Genomic DNA, 23916 nt, shown 5'->3' with positions numbered 1-23916 from the left:
AGAGGTTGACCAATATGGGAATGAAATGGTTTGGTCGCGTTGTGCTGCTGCTGTATGCAGTCATTATTGCAGCGCCTTTATATTTTGTATTTATTTCGTCGTTTAAGTCGACGCAGCATTTTTTTGCTTCACCGCTGGGTTGGCCGAAGCCGTTCACAGTGTCTAACTTCACGTCCATGTTCAAAGGCCAGACGATCATCAAGTATTTTTGGAACAGTGTAGAAGTGACGTTAGGCACGGTATTGATTGAGCTGCTGCTGGGCAGCTTGATCGCCTATGCGATTTTTCGGTTGGGTGGCAGACTCGCAACGATATTGTTTGCTTTGTTCCTTGCAGGACTCATCGTCCCGTCTCAGGTGAACATGCTGCCTATCTATTCGCTCACGCACAAACTTGGCTGGTCGGACAGTTTATATGGCTTAATTCTGGTCTCTGTCGCTATGCTGATGCCTTTGACAGTCTTTATGCTGAAAGGTTTCATGCAGGTATTGAGCAAAGAGATTCTGGAGGCCGGCAGCATTGATGGAGCAGGCGAGTGGACGTTGTACTCGCGCATTGCCGTGCCTTTGTCGGCGCCTTCACTGGCCGCTACGGCAACCTTTTTGTTCGTCATGGTATGGAATGACCTGCTCATTCCGATGCTGCTCATCAATAGTAAGTCGAAGCTGACGCTTCCGCTTGCCATGCTGCAGTTTCGAGGGGAATACGTGACGGATTATCCGATGTTATTAACAGGTGTAGTGATCACCGCGGCGCCTATGGTTGTGCTGTTTTTATTTCTGCAGCGCTATTTTGTAGCTGGCGTGATGGCGGGGTCATTGAAGGGATAAGTGGATGGCAGCCGTTAGTCTTCAGTTTTCGCTAAACGCAGGCTGTGCAGTTGAAAGAGATACCGGCTGTCATTGGATGAAATCCAACGAGAAGTGAAGATTTGAGGTGCTTGAGTCATTTTCGTTGGAGTAAATCCAATGGTAGTCCGATATTTAAGCCAAATAGCGCGGTTTTTCCCGAGGCCATTGGAATTCGTCCAACGAGAAGGCGATATTTCGCCTGAAAAGGGTGTTCATCTTGGATTTTGTCCAATGAGAACGCGATGAAACAGCTATTCCATATCGTTTTGGAGCCAGTCAAAGCTTGATGCTTGACTGTTTTTTGCTATTCTGTGCTTTCTTGTGTTACAGTTAGAAGTGAGGTGATCGACGATGTTTAAATTGGGTATTTTGGACCAATCACAAATAGGGGAAGGCCGCACCGCGGCAAGTGCGCTGGCCGAAACGACGGAGTTGGCGCAAGAAGCGGATAAATTAGGGTATTCGCGGTATTGGGTTTCGGAGCACCATGCGTCACAAGCGCTTGCGCACTCGAGTCCAGAGGTGCTTATTGCACATTTGGCTGCCAAAACGAATCGCATCCGGTTAGGATCCGGCGGCATCATGCTGCCTCATTACAGTGCTTATAAGGTGGCGGAGAACTTCCGGTTGCTGGAGGCCCTTCATCCGGGGCGGATTGACGTTGGTCTTGGCCGTGCACCAGGTGGAATGCCGATTTCTACGCGCGCTCTGCAAGAGGGGAAATATACTAGCGTAGATCAATACCCGCAGCAGGTTGCTGATCTAACGGGATATTTATATGATTCTCTGCCGCCGAGCCACCGTTTTGCGGCTTTGCATGCCTCTCCAATTATTGAGACTGCGCCGGAAATTTGGTTGTTGGGTTCTTCCTATGACAGTGCCCGAATCGCTGCTGATCAAGGGGCTGCTTTTGGTTTTGCGCAATTTTTTGGCAATGCGGATTGCGAGCAGGCTTTGCGGATTTATCGTGAGAATTTTAAGCCGTCGATTTTGAATGAGAAAGCACACTCGCTTGCAGCGATTATGGTGATTTGCGCGGATACGGAAGATGAGGCCAAACGTCTGGCTTCGAGTTCGGATTTGTTTTTCCTGTCACTAGGCCGCGGCGCATTGCTGCCATCTTTTCCTTCGGCTGAGACAGCAACGAATTATCCTTATACCCCGGGGGATCTGGCTTTGATCCAAGACCGCCAGCATAAACGGATCGTGGGTACACCGGAGCAAGTTAAAGCGCAAATGATCAAGCTTAACGAAGCTTATCAAGCTGATGAATTAATGGTGGTGTCACCGATTCATGATGTGGCCGCAAGAATCCACTCCTACCGGTTATTAGCTGAAGTATTCGACATGCAGGGCTAATCTTGTTGAATCACGCTTGGCGGGTTCCGCGAATAAATATTTGCGTTTTTCTGTTCTTGCCCTTACACTTAAACAAAAAATGGAGTGGTGAGATGAGCAAGAACAGAGTTTGGAATAAAGGTAAGCGCAATGGGGGCGGCGGACCGGCACCTGGAACGGGTTATAAAGAGAAGCTTGCTGAGGCTGCAAGGGCTGAAGGCAAAAATCCGGAGATTGATTACAATAACCCGATTAATCAAGTACGGCCAATGAAACGTGAGAATTGGGTCGAACGGCCTGTTCGCGTCGTACGGGAGCAACCTAAAACATAAATAAAAAACCTATTCGATCTACTGAAGATCAGAATAGGTTTTTTTAGTTTGTTTTAAGGCATAAGGCTTCTAACATAATGGAAGGCATCGTTCATCGTTTCATCAGTAAGCTGCTCTAATGAAATATCAACGCCCGGTTTTACACGATGAAGCTTTTCCAGAAATGATTTGGTTTGGAAAATACCTTCCCCTGAACGGACAGACTTCAGAATGCCGTCTTGTACGATAACATCCTTCAGATGTGCCAGAACAATGCGATCTCCGAAAGCTGCAAATGCCTCATCCAGGAATGCCTCTTGTGACTGAATGGCAGTTGGAGGAATCAAATTAACAGGATCAAAGACGACCCCTAAATTGCTCGACGGGACTTCTTCCAGAATACGCACCATTTTCTCCGTACTGGATAATGTATGCGTGAAAACAGGCTCAAGACCAATGTGAACGCCCCAACGCTCCGCTTCCTCCGCTAGTTCCTCAACGGTTTGCTTAAGAAGTTCCCAACCAATGGCTTCATAACGCTCGGGATCCTGCGTGAGATAAGTCGTCAAATCCGCCGTTTCCGTTGCGACGATGGACGTTCCGAGATCTCTGGCATAACGCAGATGCTCCTTGAATCTGTTGATTTCATGGCGACGCTGCTGCGGATCTGGATGAATCGGATTGATGTAGCAGCCGAGTACGCCGATACGGATACCAGCGCGCTGGAACTGTTCGCCAATATGATTGGCGAGTCCAGGGCTGAGCTTGCCCAAACTTGTGTCGATATCGCTGATGGCTTTGCTTAGAGCCAACTGCACGAAGTCAACGCCTCGTCCGCGCAGTTTCTCTGTTAATTGATTCAGTGGAAGATGACCGACCGTGTGAGCTAGCGTCCCGATGCCCATCTATCTCGCCATCCATCCGCCGTCCACGCATAATACGTGTCCGTTCATATAATCCGAAGCATTGGAGGACAAGAAGACAACAGGTCCTTTGAGATCTTCAGGGGAACCCCAACGGCCAGCAGGAATACGCTCTGTAATCGACTGTGTGCGTTTTTCATCCTTCAGGATCGGCGCAGTGTTGTTCGTTGTCATGTAACCAGGTGCGATGGCATTAACTTGAATGCCTTTGCCAGCCCATTCGTTCGCTAATGCTTTCGTAACACCAGCAATCGCGTGTTTACTAGCTGTGTAGCCAGGCACGTTAATGCCGCCTTGATAAGTCAGCATAGAAGCGATGTTGACGATTTTGCCGCTGCCGCGCTCAATCATGTGTCGGCCGATTAGCTGGCATAAGAAGAAAGCGGAGTTCAAGTTCAGGTCTATGACATCGTGCCAGTCTTCACGGGAATGGTCAACAGCCGGTGTACGACGAATGATTCCCGCGTTGTTCACAAGAATATCGATGCCGCCATAAATGCCGACAGCTCGGTTCACGACATCCTCCAGGATGTCTTCGTTGCTTAAATCCGCTGCGATCAGCTCAGCTTTACCGCCTAATGCGCGAATAGCTTCAACGGTTTGTACGCTTTCGGAAGAAGAGACGGCAATGACGTTAGCGCCTGCTTCAGCAAGCCCGATGGCCATTGCTTGACCCAGACCGCCGGAAGCTCCGGTTACGAAAGCTGTTTTTCCTGCTAAGTTAAAAAGTGTCATGAAACATACTCCTTTTCACTAGTGAGTGACGATTTGAATGCCGGCATCACGGTATTGTTTGGCCGTTTCTGCGGGCAGGTTACTGTCGGTGATAATCATGGCAACCTCTGACAAAGAGGCAAAAGTGCGCAGGGCGCATTGGCCGAATTTGTAGTGATCGGCGACGCCATAGACAGCTGCGCTGGATGCAATCAATGCACGTTTGTAGTCGGCATGATCGCTCGTATAAATCGTAAAGCCGTGCTGTAAATGAACGCCGGTCGCAGAAATGAACGATTTCTGAATGTTCAGCGAGCTCACATAGGCAACAGCTTCAGGCCCGGCAAGCATATTCCGTGTTCGGTACCCGCCAGGAACAACAAGCCGGATTTCTTCCTTATGAAGGAGCTCGGAAATAATGTATAAATCATTGGTCACGACAGTAAGCGGCTGATTGTCCAGCCGCCTAGCAATCTCAAGAGTTGTGCTGCCGCCGTCGAGGGCAATGATGTCTCGAGGCTGAATGTAGCGAAGGGCAATCGTCGCGATTTCCGATTTTTGATCGGCATGTTTGACGATCGGCTCCTTCGCCGAAAGAATGCCAAGCTGATCGCTTTGAGCGAGCATAGCGCCGCCATGAATGCGGACGAGCAGCCCTTTTTCCTCCAGCTTGGCCAAGTCTTCACGAATTGTTTTACCTGTTACGTCCAGTCGTTCACTAAGTTCGTTAACCGTGACTTCTTTCTGCGCCAGGAGTATTTCCATTATGGTTTCGTATCTGCGTAAAGGGTTCATCGATGATCATCACTTTCCAAAAGAGAGATTACCGATTATTTTAAATCTTTCATAGCCACGGCGTCCATATCGTCGAACATTTGATTTTCGCCAGCCATGCCCCAGATGAATGTATAGTTATTAGTGCCTACGCCGCTGTGAATCGACCAGCTTGGGGAAATGATCGCTTGCTCATTGCGCATAACAACGTGACGTGTTTGTTGCGGCTCGCCCATCATATGGAAAACAACCGCATCTTCCGGCATGTCGAAGTAGAAGTAAACTTCAGAACGGCGGTTATGTGTGTGTGAAGGCATTGTGTTCCACATGTTACCCGGTTTAAGAAGGGTCATACCCATAACTAGTTGACAGCTTTGAATGCCATCCAAGTGGATATATTTGTAGATTGTACGCTCATTGGATGTATTGATGCTGCCCAAATGTGCTGGAGTCGCTTCGCTAATTGCCGCTTTTACCGTTGGGTATGTTTTGTGAGCAGGCGTTGAGTTGAAGTAGTATTTAGCAGGATCAGCCGCATTTTCGCTGGCAAAAGTGATGTCTTTCGAACCTAGTCCGATGTAGATGCAATCTTTGGAATCCATGTTGTAAACGGTACCGTCAACCGTAATCGTCCCGCGTCCGCCAACGTTAATGATACCGATTTCGCGACGCTCCAAGAAATAATCAGCCGCCATTTCTTTTTTATCGGCTTGCAGCTGCAGGGAACCTGTAATCGGAAGAACGCCGCCAATGATAAAACGGTCAACGTGAGAGTAAACTAGTTTAATCTCGTTTGGAACAAATAAAGCGTTGATTTGAAACTCGGATTGTAAACGCTCTGTGTCAAATTGTTTAACTTCGTTCGGGTGTGATGCGTAACGGATATCCATGTAATAATCGCTCCTTGGAATGGTTTATTTGTGTTGATATGGGTTCATATAGGTTTAATTTACTCCAATAAGCCGGATTAAGCAAGTGTTTTCGAACGAGGTTACAATTCGTACCATCGAAGTGCATAAAGGAGCAAGATTAAGGAAAAAACAACCCTACAGGAGGTTATGTCAATGGATAAAAGTCATTATTTCGACCACGTCTGCAACGATACGATCCCGACGAAGCCAGAGGAAGAAAGTACGACGCCAACCGATTTGGTCAGTGAGGCGGTCGAGGAAATTATGGACAACATCAAAAGCGCCTTCTCGACGAACGAGCGGGATTAAAAAAAGAACGAAGCGGGTTGCTGCTTCGTTCTTTTTTTGGTTCACTGTGGGGGGCGATTGCCCCTCTCAAACACCCCTTGCGGCTGAGCCCAGCCGCAGAAGGGAACTGCAGGGTGCTATTTCTGCGAAATGCGCCTCTTTTAAAAGGAAGGGGAACTACGGTCCACTATTTCAAGGTATTTGGCGCAAATCCCGCCTAAAACTGTGAAATAGAGCCCTGTAGTTCCCCAGCAACAGCACTATCGCCGCTTTTCTGTGAAATAGCGACTTGCAGTTCCTCTAAGGCTGACTCAGCCACCTTAGCTCTGTAAGCAATACCCCTCACCCCCTGCTAGACATCCGCCACTGCACAGGCGTCATCCCAATAATGCGCTTAAACACAGTGGCAAAATGCTGGGAAGAGGCGTAGCCAAGCGAATTTGCGATCTCGGTAATGGTAGCGCTGCTCTCCGCGAGCAAGCTGCAAGCTTTTTTGATGCGCATCCGTTCGATATAACTCATGGGAGGCAGTCCCGTATACGACTGAAAAGTTCGAAAGAAGTGGGAGGGACTGACGCGGACAATGCCCGCCAATTCTTCCACATCCGGCCGCCATTCAGGCTCATCCTCGATGCGGCGGAGCAGCTGGTCGAATTGGCTGGCTAGATCGTCCGCAAGCGAAAACATACGCTCATTCGCCTGCACAATGGCAAGCAGCAGCCCCATAACCGCCTGGCGAACGGCGGTGGAGCGCATCGGGCTGCTGCTGTTTATTGCGTCGCCCAGCTGCCCGAAGCCTTGAATGGCTTGCAGGCCGATATGGCGAACTCGAGGAAGCATCTGCAAAGCGCTAGCGATGTTTTCGCTTTCTCCCAAAGGGAGTCGGAGCCAATCTTCCGTATGGGGTGGCGTGACGATGAACCACCAAAACCGGCTCGGTTCTATGACGTTGAAGCCACCGCGATGCAGCTCGCCAGGGCAAGTGTGAAAGACATCGCCTGCTTTGGTTTCATAGACTTGCCCGTCCAGCTCCCAGCTTGCTTTCCCGCGTTCTACCAGAACAAATTCATAGCCGTCATGTTGATGATAGGAGAGGGGGAGTGCCGATTTGATTTCATCGAAGCCGAAAAGGACCAACTCCGGAACATCAGGAATTAATTCTTGTAACTCGGCATCATAGGTCCAGCGGGGACTTTGTTTGGCAACCACAGGAAAGCCTCCTTTTTTGAACATGTTCTTATTTATCTTCTATGTTTCTCATACTACTCAGCAGGTCTATGAACGTCAATAACCGGCAGAACCCGTATGATGAAAGCAAGACGAAGAAGGAGGCATGTAACTATGACTATGCAGGCAGAAAGAACTTACAAAATTACTACGCAGGATAAGGAAATTTTCGATCGGGACGGCTATTGGATTTCACCGAAATTGCTGGATGATGGCCAGATTGAACGACTTCGTGAGGCGCACGAACGCATTTGGAGCGGTGATTATGATGGGGACGGGCTGCCGATGAACCATTATCGGCCAACTTCCAACCCTGACGCCCTGCGCAAGCTGGACAACGGTTGGTGGATTAATGATGAGGTTCGCCGCACCGTCACGGATCCGTTGATCGGGGAGCTGGCGGCAGACTTGCTGCAAACAGATGAAGTTCGACTGTGGCATGATCAGGTCATCTATAAGCCGGGTGTCGGTGACAAAGTGACGGCGGTAGGCAATGTGGGTTGGCATCAAGACTATGGCTACTGGCAGTGTTCCAGCAATCCCAACATGGTGACTGTCTGGATTGCACTTCAGGACACGGACCTGACCAATGGCGGGATGAAGACGATCGTAGGTTCGCATAAATGGGGGCTGATTCCGGATAGCGACACGTTTTTTAATCCCAACATGGAAGAGCTCCGGGACAAATACGCCGCCGGGCGCGATTGGGTGGAAGAGCCCTGCATTTTGAAGGCAGGGCAGGCTAGCTTTCATCACGGACTAACATTCCACGGGTCCGGTGCGAATACAACAGCGGAGCCTCGTTTGTCTATCGTAGCGCACTTGATGCCGGGTGGCACAAGCTATCGAGCAGGCGTTCAGCGGCATGACAATATCCGGCTGTTGGGGCCCCGCCCGCAGCAGGGTCAGATTTTTGCGAACGACTATTTTCCGGTTTTGTTCCAAAGATAAGTCAACCTCGTAACGCTACATTCTTGAAAACTCGATCCATCACGTTGCATAAAAGAGTCATCATCTCGTCGATTTCCGCTTTCGATACAATCAAAGCGGGTATCAACCGGATGGTACTCGGACCCGACGAGTTAATCAGCAAGCCGGCTTGCAGGCAAGCGGCTGCCAGTTCGGCGCCACGCGGTTCAGGAAGATCAAAAGCTAGCAATAATCCTTTTCCGCGGATATCGGTCACGCCGTACTGCTCCTTAAGACCATGCAGCTTTTGCAGCAAATAAGCTCCTTGCTCTGCGGCTTGCTGAGGAAGCTTGCGCTCAAGTACTTCCCCAACGACAGCAAGGCCAACGGCCATGGCAAGCGGTTGCCCGGTATAGGTGCCGCCTTGGTCGCCTGCTTCAAAAAGATTATACGCTTCTCTCGTAAGCATCGCTGATAACGGAAATCCGCCGCCAATCCCTTTGGCGAGTGTGAGCACATCAGGCATTACGCCGTAATGTTCGTAGGCGAACATGGTTCCAGTCCGGCCAATTCCGGTTTGCACTTCATCGAACATGAGCAAAATCCCCTGCTCATCGCATAGGGCGCGGAGTGCTTGAATGTAGGCGGGATCAGCTTCAAACACACCGCCTTCACCTTGGATTAGCTCAACGAATATAGCGCAAGTAAGCGGAGTAATCGCTAGTTTCATGGCTTCAATATCATTATAAGGCACCTTCACAAAGCCGGGCAGTTGCGGAGCAAACATATGCTCCCAGCCGGCTTTTCCTGTTGCCGCCGTAGTCGCCAACGAACGCCCGTGGAAGCTTCGCTTCGCTGTAATAATTTCGTAAGCGCCATTTTTACGGACAGCCCCGTATTTACGAGCAAGTTTAATCGCACTTTCATTGGCTTCCGCACCTGTGCTGCCAAAAAATACGCGCTCCAATCCCGATAGTCCCGTCAGCAGGCGGGCAAATTCAACCATCGGCTTATTAAAAAAGCCAGGACTCGCATTAACAAGCTTTCCAGACTGCTCCAGCAGCGCATCGCTGATGACTTTAGGCGAATGGCCCAAGCTGGTAACCGCCCACCCCCCGATAAAATCCAAATACTTTTTCCCGTTCGTATCCCAGAGATACATCCCCTCGCCGCGTTCCATAACGACCTGAGGTCGGTTGGCAATGAATAGAATCGAGGCATTCGCCTCAGCCAATAATTCATCTGTGCATGATTTTTCCTGTTTCACATAGACACATCCTTTATAATAAAAATAAGAAATAATGAATAATTATACGTAATATCGTATTTTTATTCAATCATAAAATTAGCAGGATTGTCCATTTTTATTTGGGCTAGGTATGCTCTGCTCCAGGGTGTATGCAATTGACTGCCAGACGATTTTCTTTTTATGAATAGGGGGTTACAATGACGATAGGAATGACAACGTTTTGTGGAAGGGAAAGATGACGTTTATGCCTGATAACGAATCGTTATTTCCGGCTCTCTTAATGGAATCGAACGGTCACCCGCATGTGATGGCGTACTATTTTAAACAATGGCAAGGCTTTGAAATGCCCTTTCATCGTCATGATGCCACTGAAATTATGTATACAATTCAAGGCTATTGCGAAATTGAGGTTCAAACTGAGCCGGCACATACCGAGAAGGTCGCGCTCAAAAAAGGCGAATTTATGATCATAAATGCCAACGTCCCCCATCGGTTGCTCGTCGATGCAGCTAATCCATGCAGAATGCTCAATGTAGAATTTCGATTTATTCCCAATAAAGGGGTATACCCCTCGATTCAGCAATTGGCTGGCGAAGATGATCTTCTGATCGCCTTATTGGCATCAGAAGCTCCCTATTTGGTGCTGCGGGATGGGGATGAAGTCTACCATATTATGAAAAGCTTGGTGCTGGAACTGGATAAAGCAGCGAATAAAAGCGACTTGATGGTTCAACTTTTGATCACACAACTGCTGATTCGTATTGCACGGCTTTGGCGTGAAACGGTCAATAGCGGTGAGGCGCAGAGTGAAAGATATGTGAAGATTTCGATGGAGTATTTGCATCAGAACTATGACCGGGATATTCAAGTGAAGGATATTGCCGGGGCTGTTAATTTGCATCCAGGGTATTTGCAGCGGATTTTCAAAGCTTTGACTGGACAGACATTAATGGCTTATTTAACGGGCATTCGGATGGAAAAGGCCAAGATGCTGCTCCTCGAAACGGATGTGCCGATTTCCGATATTTGTGAGTACATCGGCGTTGGAAGCCGGCAGTATTTTCATATGCTTTTCAAAGATTATACGGGTCTGACGCCTACCGATTTTCGTAAATCCATGTATGCGGAGAAACGAAACTATCCGAAAGAAGTTAGGATTTTTGACAAAAGTGAGACGAGGAAGTTAGAAATTTGATAACGGTTTCTCTTTCGTGCTTGATACAATGTGAAAGGTAGAGAACACGATAGAGAGGGCGATAAACATGTCATTTAAAGTGGCTTTTATTGGAGCAGGAAGTATTGGTTTTACACGCGGACTACTAAGGGATCTATTATCAGTTCCTGAGTTTAAAGATATTCAGGTCGCTTTTACAGACATTAACCAACATAATTTGGATATGGTAACTGAGCTGTGCCAAAGGGATATTGCGGAGAATGGTCTGAACATTAAAATTCAAGCAAGCACGGATCGCAGGGAAGCTTTGAAAGACGCAAAATACGTGTTATGTACGATTCGCGTCGGGGGGCTGGAAGCTTTTGCAACGGATGTCGATATCCCGCTCAAATATGGTGTTGACCAGTGCGTCGGGGATACGTTGTGCGCCGGAGGCATTATGTACGGCCAGCGCGGGATTTCGGAAATGCTGCGTATTTGCGGAGACATTCGCGACGTAGCTTCGCCGGATGTGCTGTTGCTAAATTATGCGAATCCGATGGCGATGCTGACATGGGCTTGCAATACGTACGGCGGTGTACGGACGATCGGGTTATGTCACGGCGTGCAGCACGGGCATAGTCAAATTGCTAACGTGTACGGTTTGAACAAATCAGAAGTCGATATTATCTGTGCAGGAATTAATCATCAAACTTGGTATATACAAGCTCGTCACCAAGGTAAGGATCTGACGCAAGGCCTGCTTGAAGCGTTCGAGAACCATCCGGAATATGCTCGTACGGAGAAAGTGCGCATCGACATGCTTCGTCGCTTCGGCTACTACAGCACAGAATCCAACGGGCATCTTAGCGAGTATGTGCCTTGGTACCGGAAACGCGCGAGCGAAATCCAGGATTGGATTGATCTGGGAAGCTGGATTAACGGGGAAACCGGCGGTTACCTGCGCGTATGTACGGAAGGGCGGAACTGGTTTGAGACGGATTTCCCGAACTGGATGAAGGATAAGGCAATGGAGTACAAAGCGGAGAAGCGCAGTGAAGAGCACGGCTCCTATATCATCGAGGGACTTGAAACCGGCCGTGTATATCGTGGACATTTCAACCTGGTGAATAACGGCGTCATCTCGAATCTGCCAAACGATGCGATTATTGAAGCACCGGGTTATGTGGATGGCAACGGCATTTCGATGCCGCATGTAGGCGATCTGCCATTAGGCCCTGCTGCCGTATGTAATGTCAGCATTTCTGTGCAGCGTCTGGCTGTAGAAGCGGCTGTGCATGGGGACGATAAACTGCTTCGTCAAGCGTTTATGATGGATCCTCTCGTTGGAGCTGTCTGCAATCCGAAAGAAATTTGGCAAATGGTGGATGAGATGTTGGTTGCCCAAGAGAAATGGCTGCCGCAGTACGGATCTGCCATTGAAGAAGCCAAAAACCGCCTTGCTGCTGGCAATCTCATTCCTACTCGAGACTATGAAGGCGCAGCGCGCTTGAAGGTGAAAACAGTGGAAGAAATGAAGCAGGACCGGCAAGCCGCTAACAAAAATGCGGGCGAAGCAGACAAAGGGAAAGACCGTGCGGCTGTTTCATCCTAATAGGAAACGTAATGTTCGTTTATTTTCAAGTATGTTCATTTTGGTTCTTTTCGGTTATAATTAGTTTTGTAAGTGAAGGGCCGCTTGCGGCCCTTTTTTATTTTTCTAGGATCGTTCAAATGGGAGAGGGGAAAGTTAGATGTCGAATATTGGCGTGTGGGAACCGGCTGAACCGGGCGTGAAACGCTGCATTTTGAAAGCTGAAGTCGGGTTAATGATGATGGAGGTTCACTTTGAGCCAGGAGCCGTAGGATATCAGCACAGCCACGTGCATGAACAAATGTCCTATTGCCTAAAAGGCAAAATTGAGTTTACGATAGATGGTGTTGTGACGGTCATCGAACAAGGGCAAACGGTTTACATACCTAGCGGAGCGCAGCATGGCGTAACAGCTTTGGAAGCATCTGCTTTGCTGGATGTATTTACACCGATTCGTGAAGATCTTGTGAAACGTTAACCAGTTGCTCTTGCAACTGGTTTTCTTTCTTAACAACATGAATGCGTTTACATTGATGTGCGGGAGGAGGCAATTATGGGTAGAAAAAGCCGCCGGGCTTGGACGTGGTTTTATAGGAGTCTATTTTTGCGCGATCGGCCGTTGACCGTCAAACTGCTTGTCTATTCCGCTATGTTGGTCGTTATTCCGCTTGTTATCGTTGGGCTCATCTCGTATCAGAAGTCGTCGGAAGTGCTGCGCGAGGAAGCGAGTTTAAGCAACGAACAAATCATTGAGCAAGTGAAGCTGCATATCGAATATTACATTCGGGATTTCGAAATCGACTCCATCCGGATGCAAAATCATCCCTCGATGCAGCAGTTTCTTCGTATGACGAGTGAGCAGGAAGTGCGGGATTCGGGCATTCGCGAGCCGATGATGCAGCTTCTGAAAGATACGGCCTACTCCCGCTCGGACATTTCCCGGATCATGCTGATTATGGAAAATCAAACGGTGCTCGACACGAGTATGGATAAAAATGTGACACCGGCGCTGCAGCTTATCGAGGAGCCATGGTTTGCCAGCGTGCCGTCCAACAGCGACATTATGCTCATTATCCGTCCGCCTTCGGAGCGGTATGAGCTGGAAGATGTGCCAGTCCTCTCAATCGTGAAGCGATTGGTCAGTCCCAATACCTTAGAACCTGTGGCCACTCTTATCATGGAAGTGAATTTCAAACGTATTCAAGAAATTGCCGAACGTGTAACGATTGGCAGGACAGGGTATTTATCAATTCTAGACCCAAAAGGAAGGTATATTTATTCCCCGGAGTACGCGGATATTGGCCACTTGGCGGCGTGGGATCAGTTGGACTATATTTTGCAGCAGGAGAGCGGCTCCTATCAGTCGTTAACCGGCGATAAGCCCTTTTATACGTTTAGCCGATCGTCCTATTTGAATTGGCGGCTGGTAACGACCATCCCTGAGCATGAATTGACGCACGGAACACAATATATTCGGCAAACCATTTGGTGGACTGTAGCTGCGACACTTGTTATCGCTTATCTAATCGGGATCGGCTTTGCGACAAGCATCGTTCGGCCGGTCCGGGCTCTGCAATATTTTATGAAACGGGTAAAAGAAGGAGATTTTCAAGCTCGGGTGGACATCGAATCGAAGGATGAGATCGGACAACTGACGAATGATTTTAATAAAATGGTGGAAAAGCTGCAAATCTTACTCGATGAGATTTATTACTCCCAGCTGCGGGAGAAGGATCTTCAGCTTCGCCAGAAGGAAACCGAGCTTAAGGTGCTCCAATCCCAAGTGAATCCTCACTTTCTTATGAATGCTTTGGAAACGGTGCGGGGGATGGCGCTGGAAAAAGATATGACCGACATTTCGGTGTTAGTCGCCTCCTTGGCGAGGCTGCTGCGCTACAATTTGAATCATGCGGGTGCTACGAGCTCTGTGCAGCAGGAAATTCATATTTGTGAGATGTATTTGCGGATACAGCAGTACCGTTTTGAAGAGAAGCTTAGTTACGAGTTTCAAATCCCGCATTGGGTGGAAAATCAGTTGATTGCGAAGTTTGCGCTGCAGCCCTTAGTGGAAAATTGCGTGATCCACGGCATCGAGACGAGCGACCGTCAGGTTCATATTACTATTTCCGCTAAAAAGCTGGATGAGCAGCAATTCGTCATCGAGATCCAAGATACCGGGACGGGGATTCCGGCAGAAAGGCTGCGTGCTTTACAGCTCGATTTGCTGCAAAAGGATATGGTTGCAGCCGTTTCACAGATAGGAATCGTGAATGTGCATCGGCGCATCGCCTATTTATTCGGTGAAGCTTACGGGTTAGAGCTGGAAAGCCGTGCAGGCGCAGGAACGACCGTTAGCTTGAAATTGCCGCTGGGACTTGGGCTGCGGGAAGGAGCGTAGGGACATGTACAAAATCATTCTCGTCGACGATGAAAAATGGGTTCGGGTTGTGCTGCGCAAGGCTGTGGAGCAAACGAAACTTCCCGTTACGATTGTGCAGGAATGCGCTAACGGCCTAGAAGCTTTGGATGCGGTGCAGAAGCATGCGGCGGATCTGGTGATTTCGGATGTGAAAATGCCGATTATGGACGGCATCGGTTTGGCTGAGCAGATGGCGGCGATGACAGCAAATCTGGTGCTTGTGAGCGGTTATGACGACTTTCAATTTGCACAGAAAGCGATTCGCTACGGGGTCAAAGATTACTTGCTGAAGCCGGTAGAAATGGAAGCGATGGCGGATTGTTTGGGGCGATGGATACAAGGCAAAGCCATGTTGAAGGAGGCGTCGGGAGGGACGGAAAGTTCACTCGAAACGGCCGAAATGTCAGTCATTGAGCAAGTGCAGCAGTTTGTAGCAGCTAACTTAGCGAAGGAAATTACATTAACCGATGCGGCAGCTCTGGTTCATCTGAATCCCAGCTACTTGAGCCAGCTGTTTAAGCAGCAAACGGGCGGCAAGTTTGTTGACTATGTCATCCTCATGAGAATGGAAGAGGCGAAGCGGCTGCTTATCAAAACAGCTTTGCGCGTATCTGAGATCGCCGAGAGGTTGGGTTATGGCGATATTGCTTATTTTAGCAATACGTTTAAAAAGCTGACGGGAAGCTCTCCTCTGGAATATCGGAAAAGTGGAGGGAAGCTGCAAGAACCAAAAGGAACCTGAGCTGAGCTCAGGTTCCTTTTGGTTTGTTATCATTTTCTCGCCTTTTCAATAGCTTCCAACGTTTCTTTATACTCTGCGCGGTACTTCTCGATAACTGGCTTCACCGCGTCCTGCCATGGCTTGAGATCAGAGACATCGGTGATCGTGACCCCAGCCGCTTTAACTTTGGCCTCGGAGTCTTTTTCGAATTTATCCCATTCGGCTTTCTGGGTTTTGACGGATTCGAGGGCTGCTTTTTTGATCAACGCTTTGTCGTCATTGCTCAGTTTATCCCAAGCTACTTTGGAGATTAAAAGCACTTCCGGCACACGCTGATGCTGGTCAAGAATGAGATTTTTCGCCTGCTGAAAATGGTTGGATGAGAAGTAACTCGGATAGTTGTTCTCTGCGGCATCAATGACGCCTGTTTGCAGGGCGTTGAACACATCTCCGTATGGCATAGGCGTTGCATTCGCACCTAGCGCATTCATGAGATCGATGTTCACTTTGTTTTGAATCACGCGGATTTTAAGTCCTTTCAGATCGGCAATGCTTTTGATCGGCTTTTTGGAGTAGAAATGACGCGCTCCGGAGCTGTAGTAGGCTAGCCCTTTCATACGCGAGGATTCCAAACTGTCCAGCAGCTTTGTGCCTTGTTCACTCTCTAGAAACTTCCATTGGTGATTGTCATTGTCGAAAATATAAGGCAGACTGAACACTTCATATTGTTTGTTGAAGCCGCCAAGCGCTCCAGTGCTGACGCGAGTGAACTCAATCGCACCCAATTGCACCTGTTCGATAACAGCTTTCTCTTCACCGAGCTGGGAAGCTGGGAAGACGTCGATTTTGATGCGGCCATCGGAGGCTTGATTCACGAGTTCGGCGAATTTTTTATCGCCAAGCGTTGTCGGATAGTCGGCGGGATGTGTTTCAGCCAGACGAAAAGTCAGTTTCGGACCTTCCGCTTTTTTGGCTGCTGCAGGGCTGGCTGCTCCCGGAGCCGTTGTCGAACTGCCGGTTGTCGGAGTGCTTCCCCCGCCGCAAGCGACTAGCAGCAAACTTGCACCGAGCATCGTGCTAAGTGCGGTTATATATGATTTTTTCATTTTCATATTGGTGATCCCCTTTTTCATAAAATTAGTTGGTCATTTCATAAGATTTGGCAGCCACATCACAAGGCCAGGGATATAAGTCAGGATCATGAGCACGACGCACATGACATAGAAGAAGGGCATCATGGCTTTGGTGCCTTCCGAAATGGAGATATTGCCGATGGCGGAGCCGACGAATAAAACGGTTCCAACAGGAGGCGTCAACAATCCGATGCCTAAGTTTAACATCATAATGATGCCGAAGTGAACAGGGTCCATCCCAAGCGCGGTGACGACAGGCAGCAGAATCGGCGTCATGATCAGGATGAGCGGAGCCATATCCATAGGTGCGCCAAGCAAGAGCAGCAAAACGTTGATGATCAGTAGAATAATGATGGGGCTGTCGGTGATGCCAAGCATCCAATCCGTCAGCATGCCGGGAACTTTGAGGAAAGCGAGCACATAACTGAAGGTAGCGGAGGCGGCAATGAGGAAAAGCACCATCGCGACGGTTCGGAACGTGCGTTTCAGAATGACCCACATGCGGCTGATCGGAATATCCCGGTATACGAGAAAGGTGAGGATAAAAGCGTACAAACACGCTAACGCGCCGCTTTCTGTAGCCGTGAACCAACCGGTGAAGATACCACCAAGAATGATGACCGCTGTTAAAAGAGAGAGAAGGCCGTCGCGCACAATTTTGGGAATGTCCCGCAGGGGAACGGCCTCGCTTTTGGTATAGCCGCGTTTAATGGAGATGAAATAGCTTGTGATCATAAGCGATACGCAGAGGATCAAGCCAGGAACGATGCCCGCGAGAAAAAGCGAAGCAATCGAGATCCCGCCTCCAGCTGCCAGAGAATACAGCACGAGATTATGGCTTGGCGGAACGACGACGCCTTGAATGGCGGCGGAGACGGTGACGCCTACGGCATAGTCGGTGTCATAGCCTTTTTTCTTCATCATGGGAATCATGACGGAGCCGATCGAGGAAACATCCGCAATGGCGGAGCCGGAAATGTTCCCGAAGAACATGCAGGCAACGCAGTTGACCATGGCTAAGCCCCCGCGAATACCGCCTACGAGAACTTGGGCGAGATTGATGAGGCGTAAGGCCATCTGGCCTTCGCTCATGATTTGGCCGGCCAGGATGAAGAACGGGATGGTCAGAAGCGAATAAGAATTCATCCCTTGAATCATCGTCTGGCCAACGGTTGCCAGCGGCACTTTCAAATAAAGCAAAGTGAGCAGCGATGAACCGGCTAAAGCTAGCGAGATCGGAAAGCGCAGGATGATCAGGAGGACGAAGACGACGCAAAGAATGAGTATGGCAATGGTCGGATCCATTAGTGATTGCCTCCTTCTTGAAGATTGACATGCCGCTTCGTTTCGATCCCGAACAGTTGCAGCAGCGCATAAGCACAGGTCATAACGCCAGTGATCGGCATGATAACATAGAGAGTGCTGTTTGGCAGGCCGGTGGCGGGCAGTTCGGATTCATTCATCATGACAGTGAAATCCCAGCCATAGAACACCAGATAGATTCCGAAGGCGAGGATGACCAATTCGATCACTTTATCCAGTGCTTTGTTGATGGATGCTGGAAGCTTGTGCGTGAAGGAATCAATGCCGAGATGAAGCTTTTCTCGAAAGCCGATCGCAATGCCCATGAAAGAGAACCAAATGAGCAGCAGCATGGTCACTTCTTCGGACCAGAAGAAAACGAAATCGAACAGCTTGCGCGTCATCACCTGGACAGTAACGATAATAATCATGCTGAGCAAGCCGATCAGTGCGGCTGATTCGATGAAAGTATCGATGCCTAGTGCTATTTTGCGAAGTAACCGCATCGTTAAGCGACCTCCCTTCTTTTATTTTGTAAGTGCTTTCATTTGGGTTGACTTAAGTATAGCGTCCCAGCGTTTGGGCTGGTACGCCATTGCTTTTAGGTTTTTTTGTAGTTTTTTTAGGAGATTGGGGGAGGACAAGAAGTGAGGAGTTGTCAAGTGGAGTGATAGGAGGAGTGTGTAGAGAAGTGATGGGATGAGTGTGAAGTGCAAGTGAGAAGCGGGATGGGGAGCAGGGTGAGTAGAGTAGCAGTGGTGTAGAGTGAAGAGGGGAATGTGTAGAGTAGCAAGAGAGTGCTGAGGAGAAGAGTGAGTAAAGTAGTTGCGGCGCAGAGTGAGGAAGGGAATGAGTAGAGTAGCGAGAAGCGGGTTGGGGAGTAGAGTGAGTAGAGTTGTAGTGGCGCAGAGTGAAGAGAGGAATGTGTAGGGTAGCAAAAGGAGGGTTGAGGAGTAGAGTGAGTAAAGTAGCAGTGGTGTAGAGTGAAGAGAGGAATGTGTAGAGTAGCAAAAGGAGGGTTGAGGGTAGAGTGAGTAAAGTAACAGTGGTGTAGAGTGAAGAGTGGAATTTGTAGAATAGCAAGAGGAGGGTTGAGGAGTAGAGTGAGTAAAGTAGTTGTGGCGAAGAGTGAGGAGGGGAAAGAGTAGAGTAGTGAGAGGAGAGTTGAGGGTAGAGTGAGTAAAGTAGCAGTGGTGTAGAGTGAGGAGGGGAATGAGTAGAATAGTGAGAAGAGAGTTGAGGAGTAGAGTGAGTAAACTAGTTGTGGCGCAGAATGAGGAGGGGAAAGAGTAGAGTAGTGAAAAGAGAAGTGAGGTGGAGAGGTGGCCATGCAGTGGAGTAAAGGCAGTGCTCCTTAGTGCCGTACTGCACTACATTGCAGTTTGTACAACCAAATGGGAGTCTAACTGGCTTTTTACTCGTCTATGTTGTAGTTTATACAACCATTTCGCATGAAATGGGCACTTTTTATCATTTCGGGTTCAAATGATTGTATTTTGTGCAATGAAGATGAGATTGCAGCGTAAAAAGCGTCTGTATGTTGTAAAAAATACAACGGGGGATGGCTTAATGTGTTCATCAGGGTGGAGGTGATGTGCAACGCTAGATAAAGCGGACGTACGGCTCATTACTCATTCGCCTACATTTACTCAGCTACTCTCCTTGACTTCTACTCAACTGCACTTCTACACTCCTACTCAATATTACTCCTACTCTACACACTACTCTTTCTCTACACATTACTCTTTCTCTGCACATTACTCTTTCTCTACACATTACTCTTTCTCTACACACTACTCTTTCTCTACACTACTCTTTCTCTATACACTACTCCTTCTCTACACACTACTCCTTCGCTACACATTACTCCTACTCACCTTACTCCAACACTGCTACACTTCAACCCCCTCACTACTCTCACCCCCATAACCTCATTGGACAAATTCCAATGAAAGCAGCCTCTAACAGCGAAAATCCCACTTTTCATTGGACAAATTCCAATGCGAGGTCTAATTTCAGCGCTATTTGAGGTGAATTTCACAAGCTCGATTGGATTTCATCCAATCAACCGGCGCATTGTGTGGCGAAATTGCAGTTTTCATTGGATTTCATCCAACGAACTGCTTCGCCAGCATGAGATCCCAACAGCATCCGGATGCTAAAGTGCTCTCATACCGCCAATCATCCATCCGCTTTGAATCGGTACCCCGCAGCTCACACAAACTGCAACCCCATATACACGGCCACGCCCCATATCATGCAAGCCGACACTTTATTTAATCTCGTAATAAAACGCCCGCTTGTATCGTGTTTACCAATGAGCCGCCCTGCAAAGGCTAATCCAAAAAACCACAGCCATGACACGCACACGATGCTGATCATGAACACCCATTTTTCTCCGCCGGCATAGTTCAATGAATTGGTGCCAATAACGCCAATCGTATCTAAAATAGCGTGAGGATTCAGTAAGGAGACGGAAGCCGCGAACAGAATTTGTTTTTTCGGCCGGCGCACCTCCTCCGCTTGCTGGGTGGATGAAGCAGTACTCGGCTTACTACGCCAAAGCACCCAGCCCATATAGAGCAGGAAGACGCAGCCGATTCCATACAATGCCGCTTGCAGCCACGAAAAAGTTAGCACGATAAGGGAAACTCCGAATACCGCTGCGAGAATAAGGATGGTATCACAGAGGGAAGCTGTGAGAATAACGGGCAATGCCCCAAGGAAAGTGCGCTGGCTGGCGCCTTGATTAAACACGAATACATTTTGCACCCCAACCGGTAAAATAAGTCCAAAGCCCAAAACAACCGCATGTAATATCGTTTGAAACAAAATCATCACTCCAATCTAGCTGTCGAATTCTTACTTAGTATAGAGGAATTTTGATATTTGTCTCCGTCCAAATGGATGGCATCGAGCCCAACCAAATGATATAGTGGAGCTGTAAGGAAGGAGGAAACGATGGATTGGCGACCTGATTTATCATCTGAAACTCCGTTATATCAACAGATTAAAGATTTTATTATCCATAAAATATCGCTGGGTGAATGGGCGGTGGGGACCAAAATTCCATCACAGCGAGCTTTGGCTGAGGATTTTGGCGTGAACCGCAGCACGGTGGTCACGGCGATCAGCGATCTAATCGCTGATGGGCTATTGGAGGGCAACACCAAAGGCGGAACAAGAGTTATTAATAACTCTTGGAACCTGTTAACGGCTTCTCCTCCTCCAGACTGGAGCTCGTATGTACAAGCTGGAGCACACTATCCCAACCAGCCGACGATTCAGCACATTAATCGGGCGGAATTTCAAGAAGGTATCATTCGGCTTGGAACCGGGGAGCTTTCGCCGGATTTGCTGCCATCGGAGCGGATGAAGGAGATTTTCGCCGAAAGCTCGACGAATTCGTTCCTCTTAGGATATGAAGAGCCGAAGGGGAATCTTTATTTGCGCAAACAGCTGGCAGCTTACCTGCAAGGCATTGGCGTCCATACTTCGCCATCGAACATCCTAATCGTCTCTGGGGCTCTTCAAGCGTTACAGCTCATTTCAATCGGGCTGCTGCCGCGAGGTTCTTCGATTCTTTTAGAAAAGCCGTCCTACTTGTATTCTGTCCATGTTTTTCAGTCGAACCATATTAAGCTTGTAGGGTTGCCCATGGATGAGGATGGCCTGCTTACGAACCAGATTGCGCGTCACAAAAAGGGATACAATGCTTCGCTGCTCTACACAATTCCTACTTTTCAAAATCCAACCGGCATTTTGATGCCCGAGGTAAGGCGCCAGATGCTAATGAATGCTTGCGCGGACGAAGGTCTCCCGATTATTGAGGATGACGCGTACAGGGAGCTATGGTTTGATGAACCGCCTCCTTTACCTCTGAAAGCGAGGGACCCGCACGCATTGGTTCTGTATTTGGGGACGTTGTCCAAGACTTTAAGTCCAGGGCTTCGCATTGGTTGGGTGATTGCTCCGGAACCTGTTATCGAACGATTAGCGGATATTAAAATGCAGAATGACTACGGTTCGAGCTCTGTCTCTCAATGGGCTGCAGCGGAGTGGCTGGGAAGAGGGTTGTATCAGGAGCATCTTCTCAAGATCAGAGTACAGCTAAAGTTGAGAAGGGATAGGACAGTGGAGCTGCTCCAAGTTTTTTTCACTGGGATCGCCACTTGGTCAGTTCCGAAGGGAGGCTTCTACATTTGGGTACAGCTTACAGTCGATGTTCCGATGCAAATCCTGTTCGAGCGAGCTTTCAAAGAGGGTGTTTTGTTAAATCCGGGTTCGATTTATAATCGACATACAGGCAACTATTTGCGAATTTCGTACGCCTATGCCAAGCTGCATGAGCTTGAGTGGGGAATTGAGCGAGTAGCGATTTTAATTCGAGATTTGGTTGGGAAAAAAAGATTGGAAAGGTGAGTGAGGAATGTCAACGAATGACACGCGGACGAATCAAGAAGACGAGCAATCTGACTTGCCTAAGCTTTCAAATCCTGCCCTTCGTGCACTCACAGGTGCCGGATATCACAAGCTTGAACAACTTAGCAATACAACCGAGAAAGAGATTATGAAGCTGCATGGCATGGGACCGAAATCGCTGGATCCTCTTCGCCGTGCACTTGCCGAGAAGGGACTGACATTTGCAGATGAATCTTGAGAGCAGTAATCCCAAGCGAACTGCCGCCGAAAAAGCAGTAGAGTATATTCAGGATGGTATGACAGTAGGCTTAGGCACAGGCTCTACAGCTTATTGGGCTATTCAACAAATTGGAAAGCGAGTTCTGAGCGGGCTGCAAATTAAGGCAGTGGCAACTTCCGTACAATCCGAGAACTTGGCTAAAGAGCTTGGAATTCCCTTGATTCCTTTTTCTGAAGTAGATGAAATAGATATAACGATTGATGGCGCTGACGAAGTAGACGGTGCGTGGAATCTGGTCAAAGGCGGCGGCGGTGCGCTGCTCCGTGAGAAAATCATAGCTTCATCCAGCAAACAGCTTATTGTCGTTGTTGATGAAAGCAAGGTTGTTGACCAGTTGGGGAAATTCCATTTGCCAGTTGAGGTAGTGAAGTTTGCTTATGAGCTCACGCGTAACAAGCTTAGCGCGCTTGGATGCGAACCAAAGATGAGAATGATCGATCAGCAGCCTTTTACGACGGATAATGGCAACTATATTCTGGATTGTGATTTTAAGCAGATTAAAAGACCAAGTGAATGTCATGATGCCATTAATCGTATTCCGGGTGTCGTCGATAATGGGTTGTTTATTAAGATGGCTGCAAGAGTCATCGTTGGTTATCAAGACGGATCTGTGGAAGAGCTGAAGCTTGTCTAATAACTAGGAATGGTGGGAGCTGGGAGATGTTGTTGAACAAAGCAGTTTGTGTAACCGGAACGGACAGAGGGATTGGACTTGCAATTACTGAAGCTTTACTTCATCAGGGATACACCGTTTTTGCTGGCGGCATTCTGGGCAATAACGAGGAGTTGACCAAACTTGGAGCTCAATTTCCTGATCAACTGCACGTTTTCAAATTGGATGTGGGATCTGACGAAAGTGTCAAGGAAGCCGCTCGTTATATTAAAAGCAGGTCCAATCAATTGGAGTTTTTGATCAACAATGCCGCCATCCTCGGCGATACGGTGAAGACAATCGAAGATGACCTTGATTTCGAAGAGATTCAGCGAGTGTATAATGTGTCAGCGCTTGGCGCTATTCGCATGGCCAATAGCTTACTTGAGCCGATCATGAATGGCGGCAAGCTGATTGTTAACATATCCTCCGAAGCGGGCAGCATTGCGAACAGCCATCGGGATGCATGGTTCGGTTACTGTATGGCCAAGTCGGCTCTGAACATGGGGTCCACGGTCATTCATAATAAAATCCGCAAAGAAGGCGGGCGCGTCCTCCTAATCCACCCAGGCTGGGTCAAATCATATATGAGTGGCGAATGGAATCCGGCTGGCACCTATACATCGGAAGAAGCCGCCGCGAATATTTTGAATCGGATTGAAGAGCACAAGGACAAGCTTAACGCATTGCCGCTTTATATCGAAGCCGACAGCGGAAAAGAGCTGCCTTGGTAAATGGGAGGAGA

Annotated in this window: 24 protein-coding genes; 14 read left to right on the top strand and 10 right to left on the bottom strand. The window is 48.5% G+C overall.

All coding sequences use genetic code 11. The features are described 5' to 3' along the window. The first annotated feature begins 14 nt into the window (after positions 1 to 14). The 3 genes from GON05_RS22225 to GON05_RS22215 all read left to right on the top strand — a co-directional run bounded on the left by GON05_RS22225 (position 15) and on the right by GON05_RS22215 (position 2521). Positions 15 to 830 carry a carbohydrate ABC transporter permease gene (locus GON05_RS22225; RefSeq protein ID WP_157321858.1) on the top strand — a complete coding sequence of 272 codons (816 nt, stop codon included), beginning with the start codon at positions 15 to 17 and terminating at the stop codon, positions 828 to 830. A gap of 372 nt (positions 831 to 1202) precedes the next feature. After that, entirely contained in the window at positions 1203 to 2210 is a 1008-nt protein-coding gene (locus GON05_RS22220) for an LLM class flavin-dependent oxidoreductase (protein ID WP_157321857.1), read from the top strand. Positions 2211 to 2302: 92 nt separating this feature from the next. Next, the gene (locus tag GON05_RS22215; RefSeq protein ID WP_157321855.1) at positions 2303 to 2521 is read left to right on the top strand and encodes a hypothetical protein; all 219 of its coding nucleotides are present in this window, start codon (positions 2303 to 2305) and stop codon (positions 2519 to 2521) included. A 53-nt stretch (positions 2522 to 2574) separates the two neighbouring features. Here GON05_RS22215 and GON05_RS22210 read toward each other — a convergent pair whose 3' ends face one another. Genes GON05_RS22210 through kduI form a run of 4 tightly spaced genes read right to left on the bottom strand, consistent with a single transcriptional unit; the run spans position 2575 to position 5801 of the window. Further along, complete coding sequence (locus tag GON05_RS22210) at positions 2575 to 3405, bottom strand: sugar phosphate isomerase/epimerase family protein (protein ID WP_157321854.1); 831 nt, start codon at positions 3403 to 3405, stop codon at positions 2575 to 2577. Then, positions 3406 to 4158, bottom strand: a complete 753-nt coding sequence (kduD, locus tag GON05_RS22205; protein ID WP_127450001.1) for a 2-dehydro-3-deoxy-D-gluconate 5-dehydrogenase KduD — start codon at positions 4156 to 4158, stop codon at positions 3406 to 3408. It abuts the gene before it with no gap. An 18-nt stretch (positions 4159 to 4176) separates the two neighbouring features. Further along, positions 4177 to 4932 (bottom strand): DeoR/GlpR family DNA-binding transcription regulator, encoded by a 756-nt coding sequence (locus GON05_RS22200; protein WP_157321852.1) that lies wholly within the window; start codon positions 4930 to 4932, stop codon positions 4177 to 4179. Between the two features lie 35 nt (positions 4933 to 4967). Continuing rightward, on the bottom strand, positions 4968 to 5801 hold the full coding sequence (gene kduI, locus GON05_RS22195; protein WP_127449997.1) for a 5-dehydro-4-deoxy-D-glucuronate isomerase: 834 nt from the start codon (positions 5799 to 5801) through the stop codon (positions 4968 to 4970). 174 nt (positions 5802 to 5975) lie between these two features. Here kduI and GON05_RS22190 point away from each other — a divergent pair, with 174 nt between their 5' ends. Then, positions 5976 to 6131 carry a hypothetical protein gene (locus GON05_RS22190; protein WP_157321851.1) on the top strand — a complete coding sequence of 52 codons (156 nt, stop codon included), beginning with the start codon at positions 5976 to 5978 and terminating at the stop codon, positions 6129 to 6131. Positions 6132 to 6452: 321 nt separating this feature from the next. Here the strand turns inward: GON05_RS22190 and GON05_RS22185 are convergent, their stop codons facing one another. Then, positions 6453 to 7319, bottom strand: coding sequence for a helix-turn-helix transcriptional regulator (locus GON05_RS22185; protein ID WP_181646171.1), 867 nt, complete (start codon positions 7317 to 7319; stop codon positions 6453 to 6455). Positions 7320 to 7451: 132 nt separating this feature from the next. On the opposite strand from GON05_RS22185, the gene GON05_RS22180 reads away from it, so the two are divergent. Beyond that, positions 7452 to 8288 (top strand): phytanoyl-CoA dioxygenase family protein, encoded by an 837-nt coding sequence (locus GON05_RS22180; RefSeq protein ID WP_157321848.1) that lies wholly within the window; start codon positions 7452 to 7454, stop codon positions 8286 to 8288. 1 nt (position 8289) lies between these two features. On the opposite strand, the gene GON05_RS22175 is transcribed toward GON05_RS22180, so the two are convergent. Continuing rightward, positions 8290 to 9513 carry an aspartate aminotransferase family protein gene (locus GON05_RS22175; RefSeq protein WP_181646170.1) on the bottom strand — a complete coding sequence of 408 codons (1224 nt, stop codon included), beginning with the start codon at positions 9511 to 9513 and terminating at the stop codon, positions 8290 to 8292. A gap of 217 nt (positions 9514 to 9730) precedes the next feature. Between GON05_RS22175 and GON05_RS22170 the strand changes: the two genes are divergently transcribed. The 5 genes from GON05_RS22170 to GON05_RS22150 all read left to right on the top strand — a co-directional run bounded on the left by GON05_RS22170 (position 9731) and on the right by GON05_RS22150 (position 15403). After that, positions 9731 to 10690 carry an AraC family transcriptional regulator gene (locus GON05_RS22170; protein ID WP_397369179.1) on the top strand — a complete coding sequence of 320 codons (960 nt, stop codon included), beginning with the start codon at positions 9731 to 9733 and terminating at the stop codon, positions 10688 to 10690. Positions 10691 to 10757: 67 nt separating this feature from the next. Then, positions 10758 to 12263 carry an alpha-glucosidase/alpha-galactosidase gene (melA, locus tag GON05_RS22165; RefSeq protein WP_157321846.1) on the top strand — a complete coding sequence of 502 codons (1506 nt, stop codon included), beginning with the start codon at positions 10758 to 10760 and terminating at the stop codon, positions 12261 to 12263. A gap of 139 nt (positions 12264 to 12402) precedes the next feature. Further along, positions 12403 to 12720: a cupin domain-containing protein gene (locus GON05_RS22160; protein ID WP_145657127.1), complete on the top strand. Its 318-nt coding sequence runs from the start codon at positions 12403 to 12405 to the stop codon at positions 12718 to 12720. A gap of 75 nt (positions 12721 to 12795) precedes the next feature. Next, complete coding sequence (locus GON05_RS22155; RefSeq protein WP_157321845.1) at positions 12796 to 14640, top strand: sensor histidine kinase; 1845 nt, start codon at positions 12796 to 12798, stop codon at positions 14638 to 14640. A gap of 4 nt (positions 14641 to 14644) precedes the next feature. Continuing rightward, positions 14645 to 15403, top strand: a complete 759-nt coding sequence (locus GON05_RS22150) for a response regulator transcription factor (RefSeq protein ID WP_157321843.1) — start codon at positions 14645 to 14647, stop codon at positions 15401 to 15403. Positions 15404 to 15432: 29 nt separating this feature from the next. Here GON05_RS22150 and GON05_RS22145 read toward each other — a convergent pair whose 3' ends face one another. From GON05_RS22145 to GON05_RS22130, 4 genes are all read right to left on the bottom strand, one after another. Then, the gene (locus GON05_RS22145; RefSeq protein ID WP_157321842.1) at positions 15433 to 16494 is read right to left on the bottom strand and encodes a TRAP transporter substrate-binding protein; all 1062 of its coding nucleotides are present in this window, start codon (positions 16492 to 16494) and stop codon (positions 15433 to 15435) included. Between the two features lie 33 nt (positions 16495 to 16527). After that, positions 16528 to 17820 carry a TRAP transporter large permease gene (locus tag GON05_RS22140; protein WP_157321840.1) on the bottom strand — a complete coding sequence of 431 codons (1293 nt, stop codon included), beginning with the start codon at positions 17818 to 17820 and terminating at the stop codon, positions 16528 to 16530. Next, the gene (locus tag GON05_RS22135; RefSeq protein ID WP_127449977.1) at positions 17820 to 18323 is read right to left on the bottom strand and encodes a TRAP transporter small permease; all 504 of its coding nucleotides are present in this window, start codon (positions 18321 to 18323) and stop codon (positions 17820 to 17822) included. The genes GON05_RS22140 and GON05_RS22135 overlap by 1 nt, the downstream gene beginning before the upstream one ends. A gap of 1708 nt (positions 18324 to 20031) precedes the next feature. Beyond that, positions 20032 to 20649 (bottom strand): LysE/ArgO family amino acid transporter, encoded by a 618-nt coding sequence (locus GON05_RS22130; protein ID WP_157321838.1) that lies wholly within the window; start codon positions 20647 to 20649, stop codon positions 20032 to 20034. A gap of 129 nt (positions 20650 to 20778) precedes the next feature. Here GON05_RS22130 and GON05_RS22125 point away from each other — a divergent pair, with 129 nt between their 5' ends. Genes GON05_RS22125 through GON05_RS22110 form a run of 4 tightly spaced genes read left to right on the top strand, consistent with a single transcriptional unit; the run spans position 20779 to position 23905 of the window. Continuing rightward, complete coding sequence (locus GON05_RS22125) at positions 20779 to 22239, top strand: aminotransferase-like domain-containing protein (protein WP_157321836.1); 1461 nt, start codon at positions 20779 to 20781, stop codon at positions 22237 to 22239. A gap of 7 nt (positions 22240 to 22246) precedes the next feature. Beyond that, positions 22247 to 22477: a DNA-directed RNA polymerase subunit alpha C-terminal domain-containing protein gene (locus GON05_RS22120; protein ID WP_157321834.1), complete on the top strand. Its 231-nt coding sequence runs from the start codon at positions 22247 to 22249 to the stop codon at positions 22475 to 22477. Further along, a complete protein-coding gene (rpiA, locus tag GON05_RS22115) occupies positions 22467 to 23153 on the top strand; it encodes a ribose-5-phosphate isomerase RpiA (protein WP_157322322.1) in 687 nt (228 codons plus the stop codon). The genes GON05_RS22120 and rpiA overlap by 11 nt, the downstream gene beginning before the upstream one ends. Positions 23154 to 23179: 26 nt before the next feature. Then, a complete protein-coding gene (locus tag GON05_RS22110) occupies positions 23180 to 23905 on the top strand; it encodes an SDR family NAD(P)-dependent oxidoreductase (protein WP_157321832.1) in 726 nt (241 codons plus the stop codon). The last annotated feature ends 11 nt before the right edge of the window (positions 23906 to 23916 follow it).

Origin of the sequence: Paenibacillus anseongensis, assembly GCF_009757995.1 — a bacterium.
Taxonomy (GTDB): domain Bacteria; phylum Bacillota; class Bacilli; order Paenibacillales; family NBRC-103111; genus Paenibacillus_E; species Paenibacillus_E chondroitinus.
The sequence above is the reverse complement of the archived record's forward strand: the minus strand, read 5'-3'. Positions and strand labels throughout refer to the sequence as shown.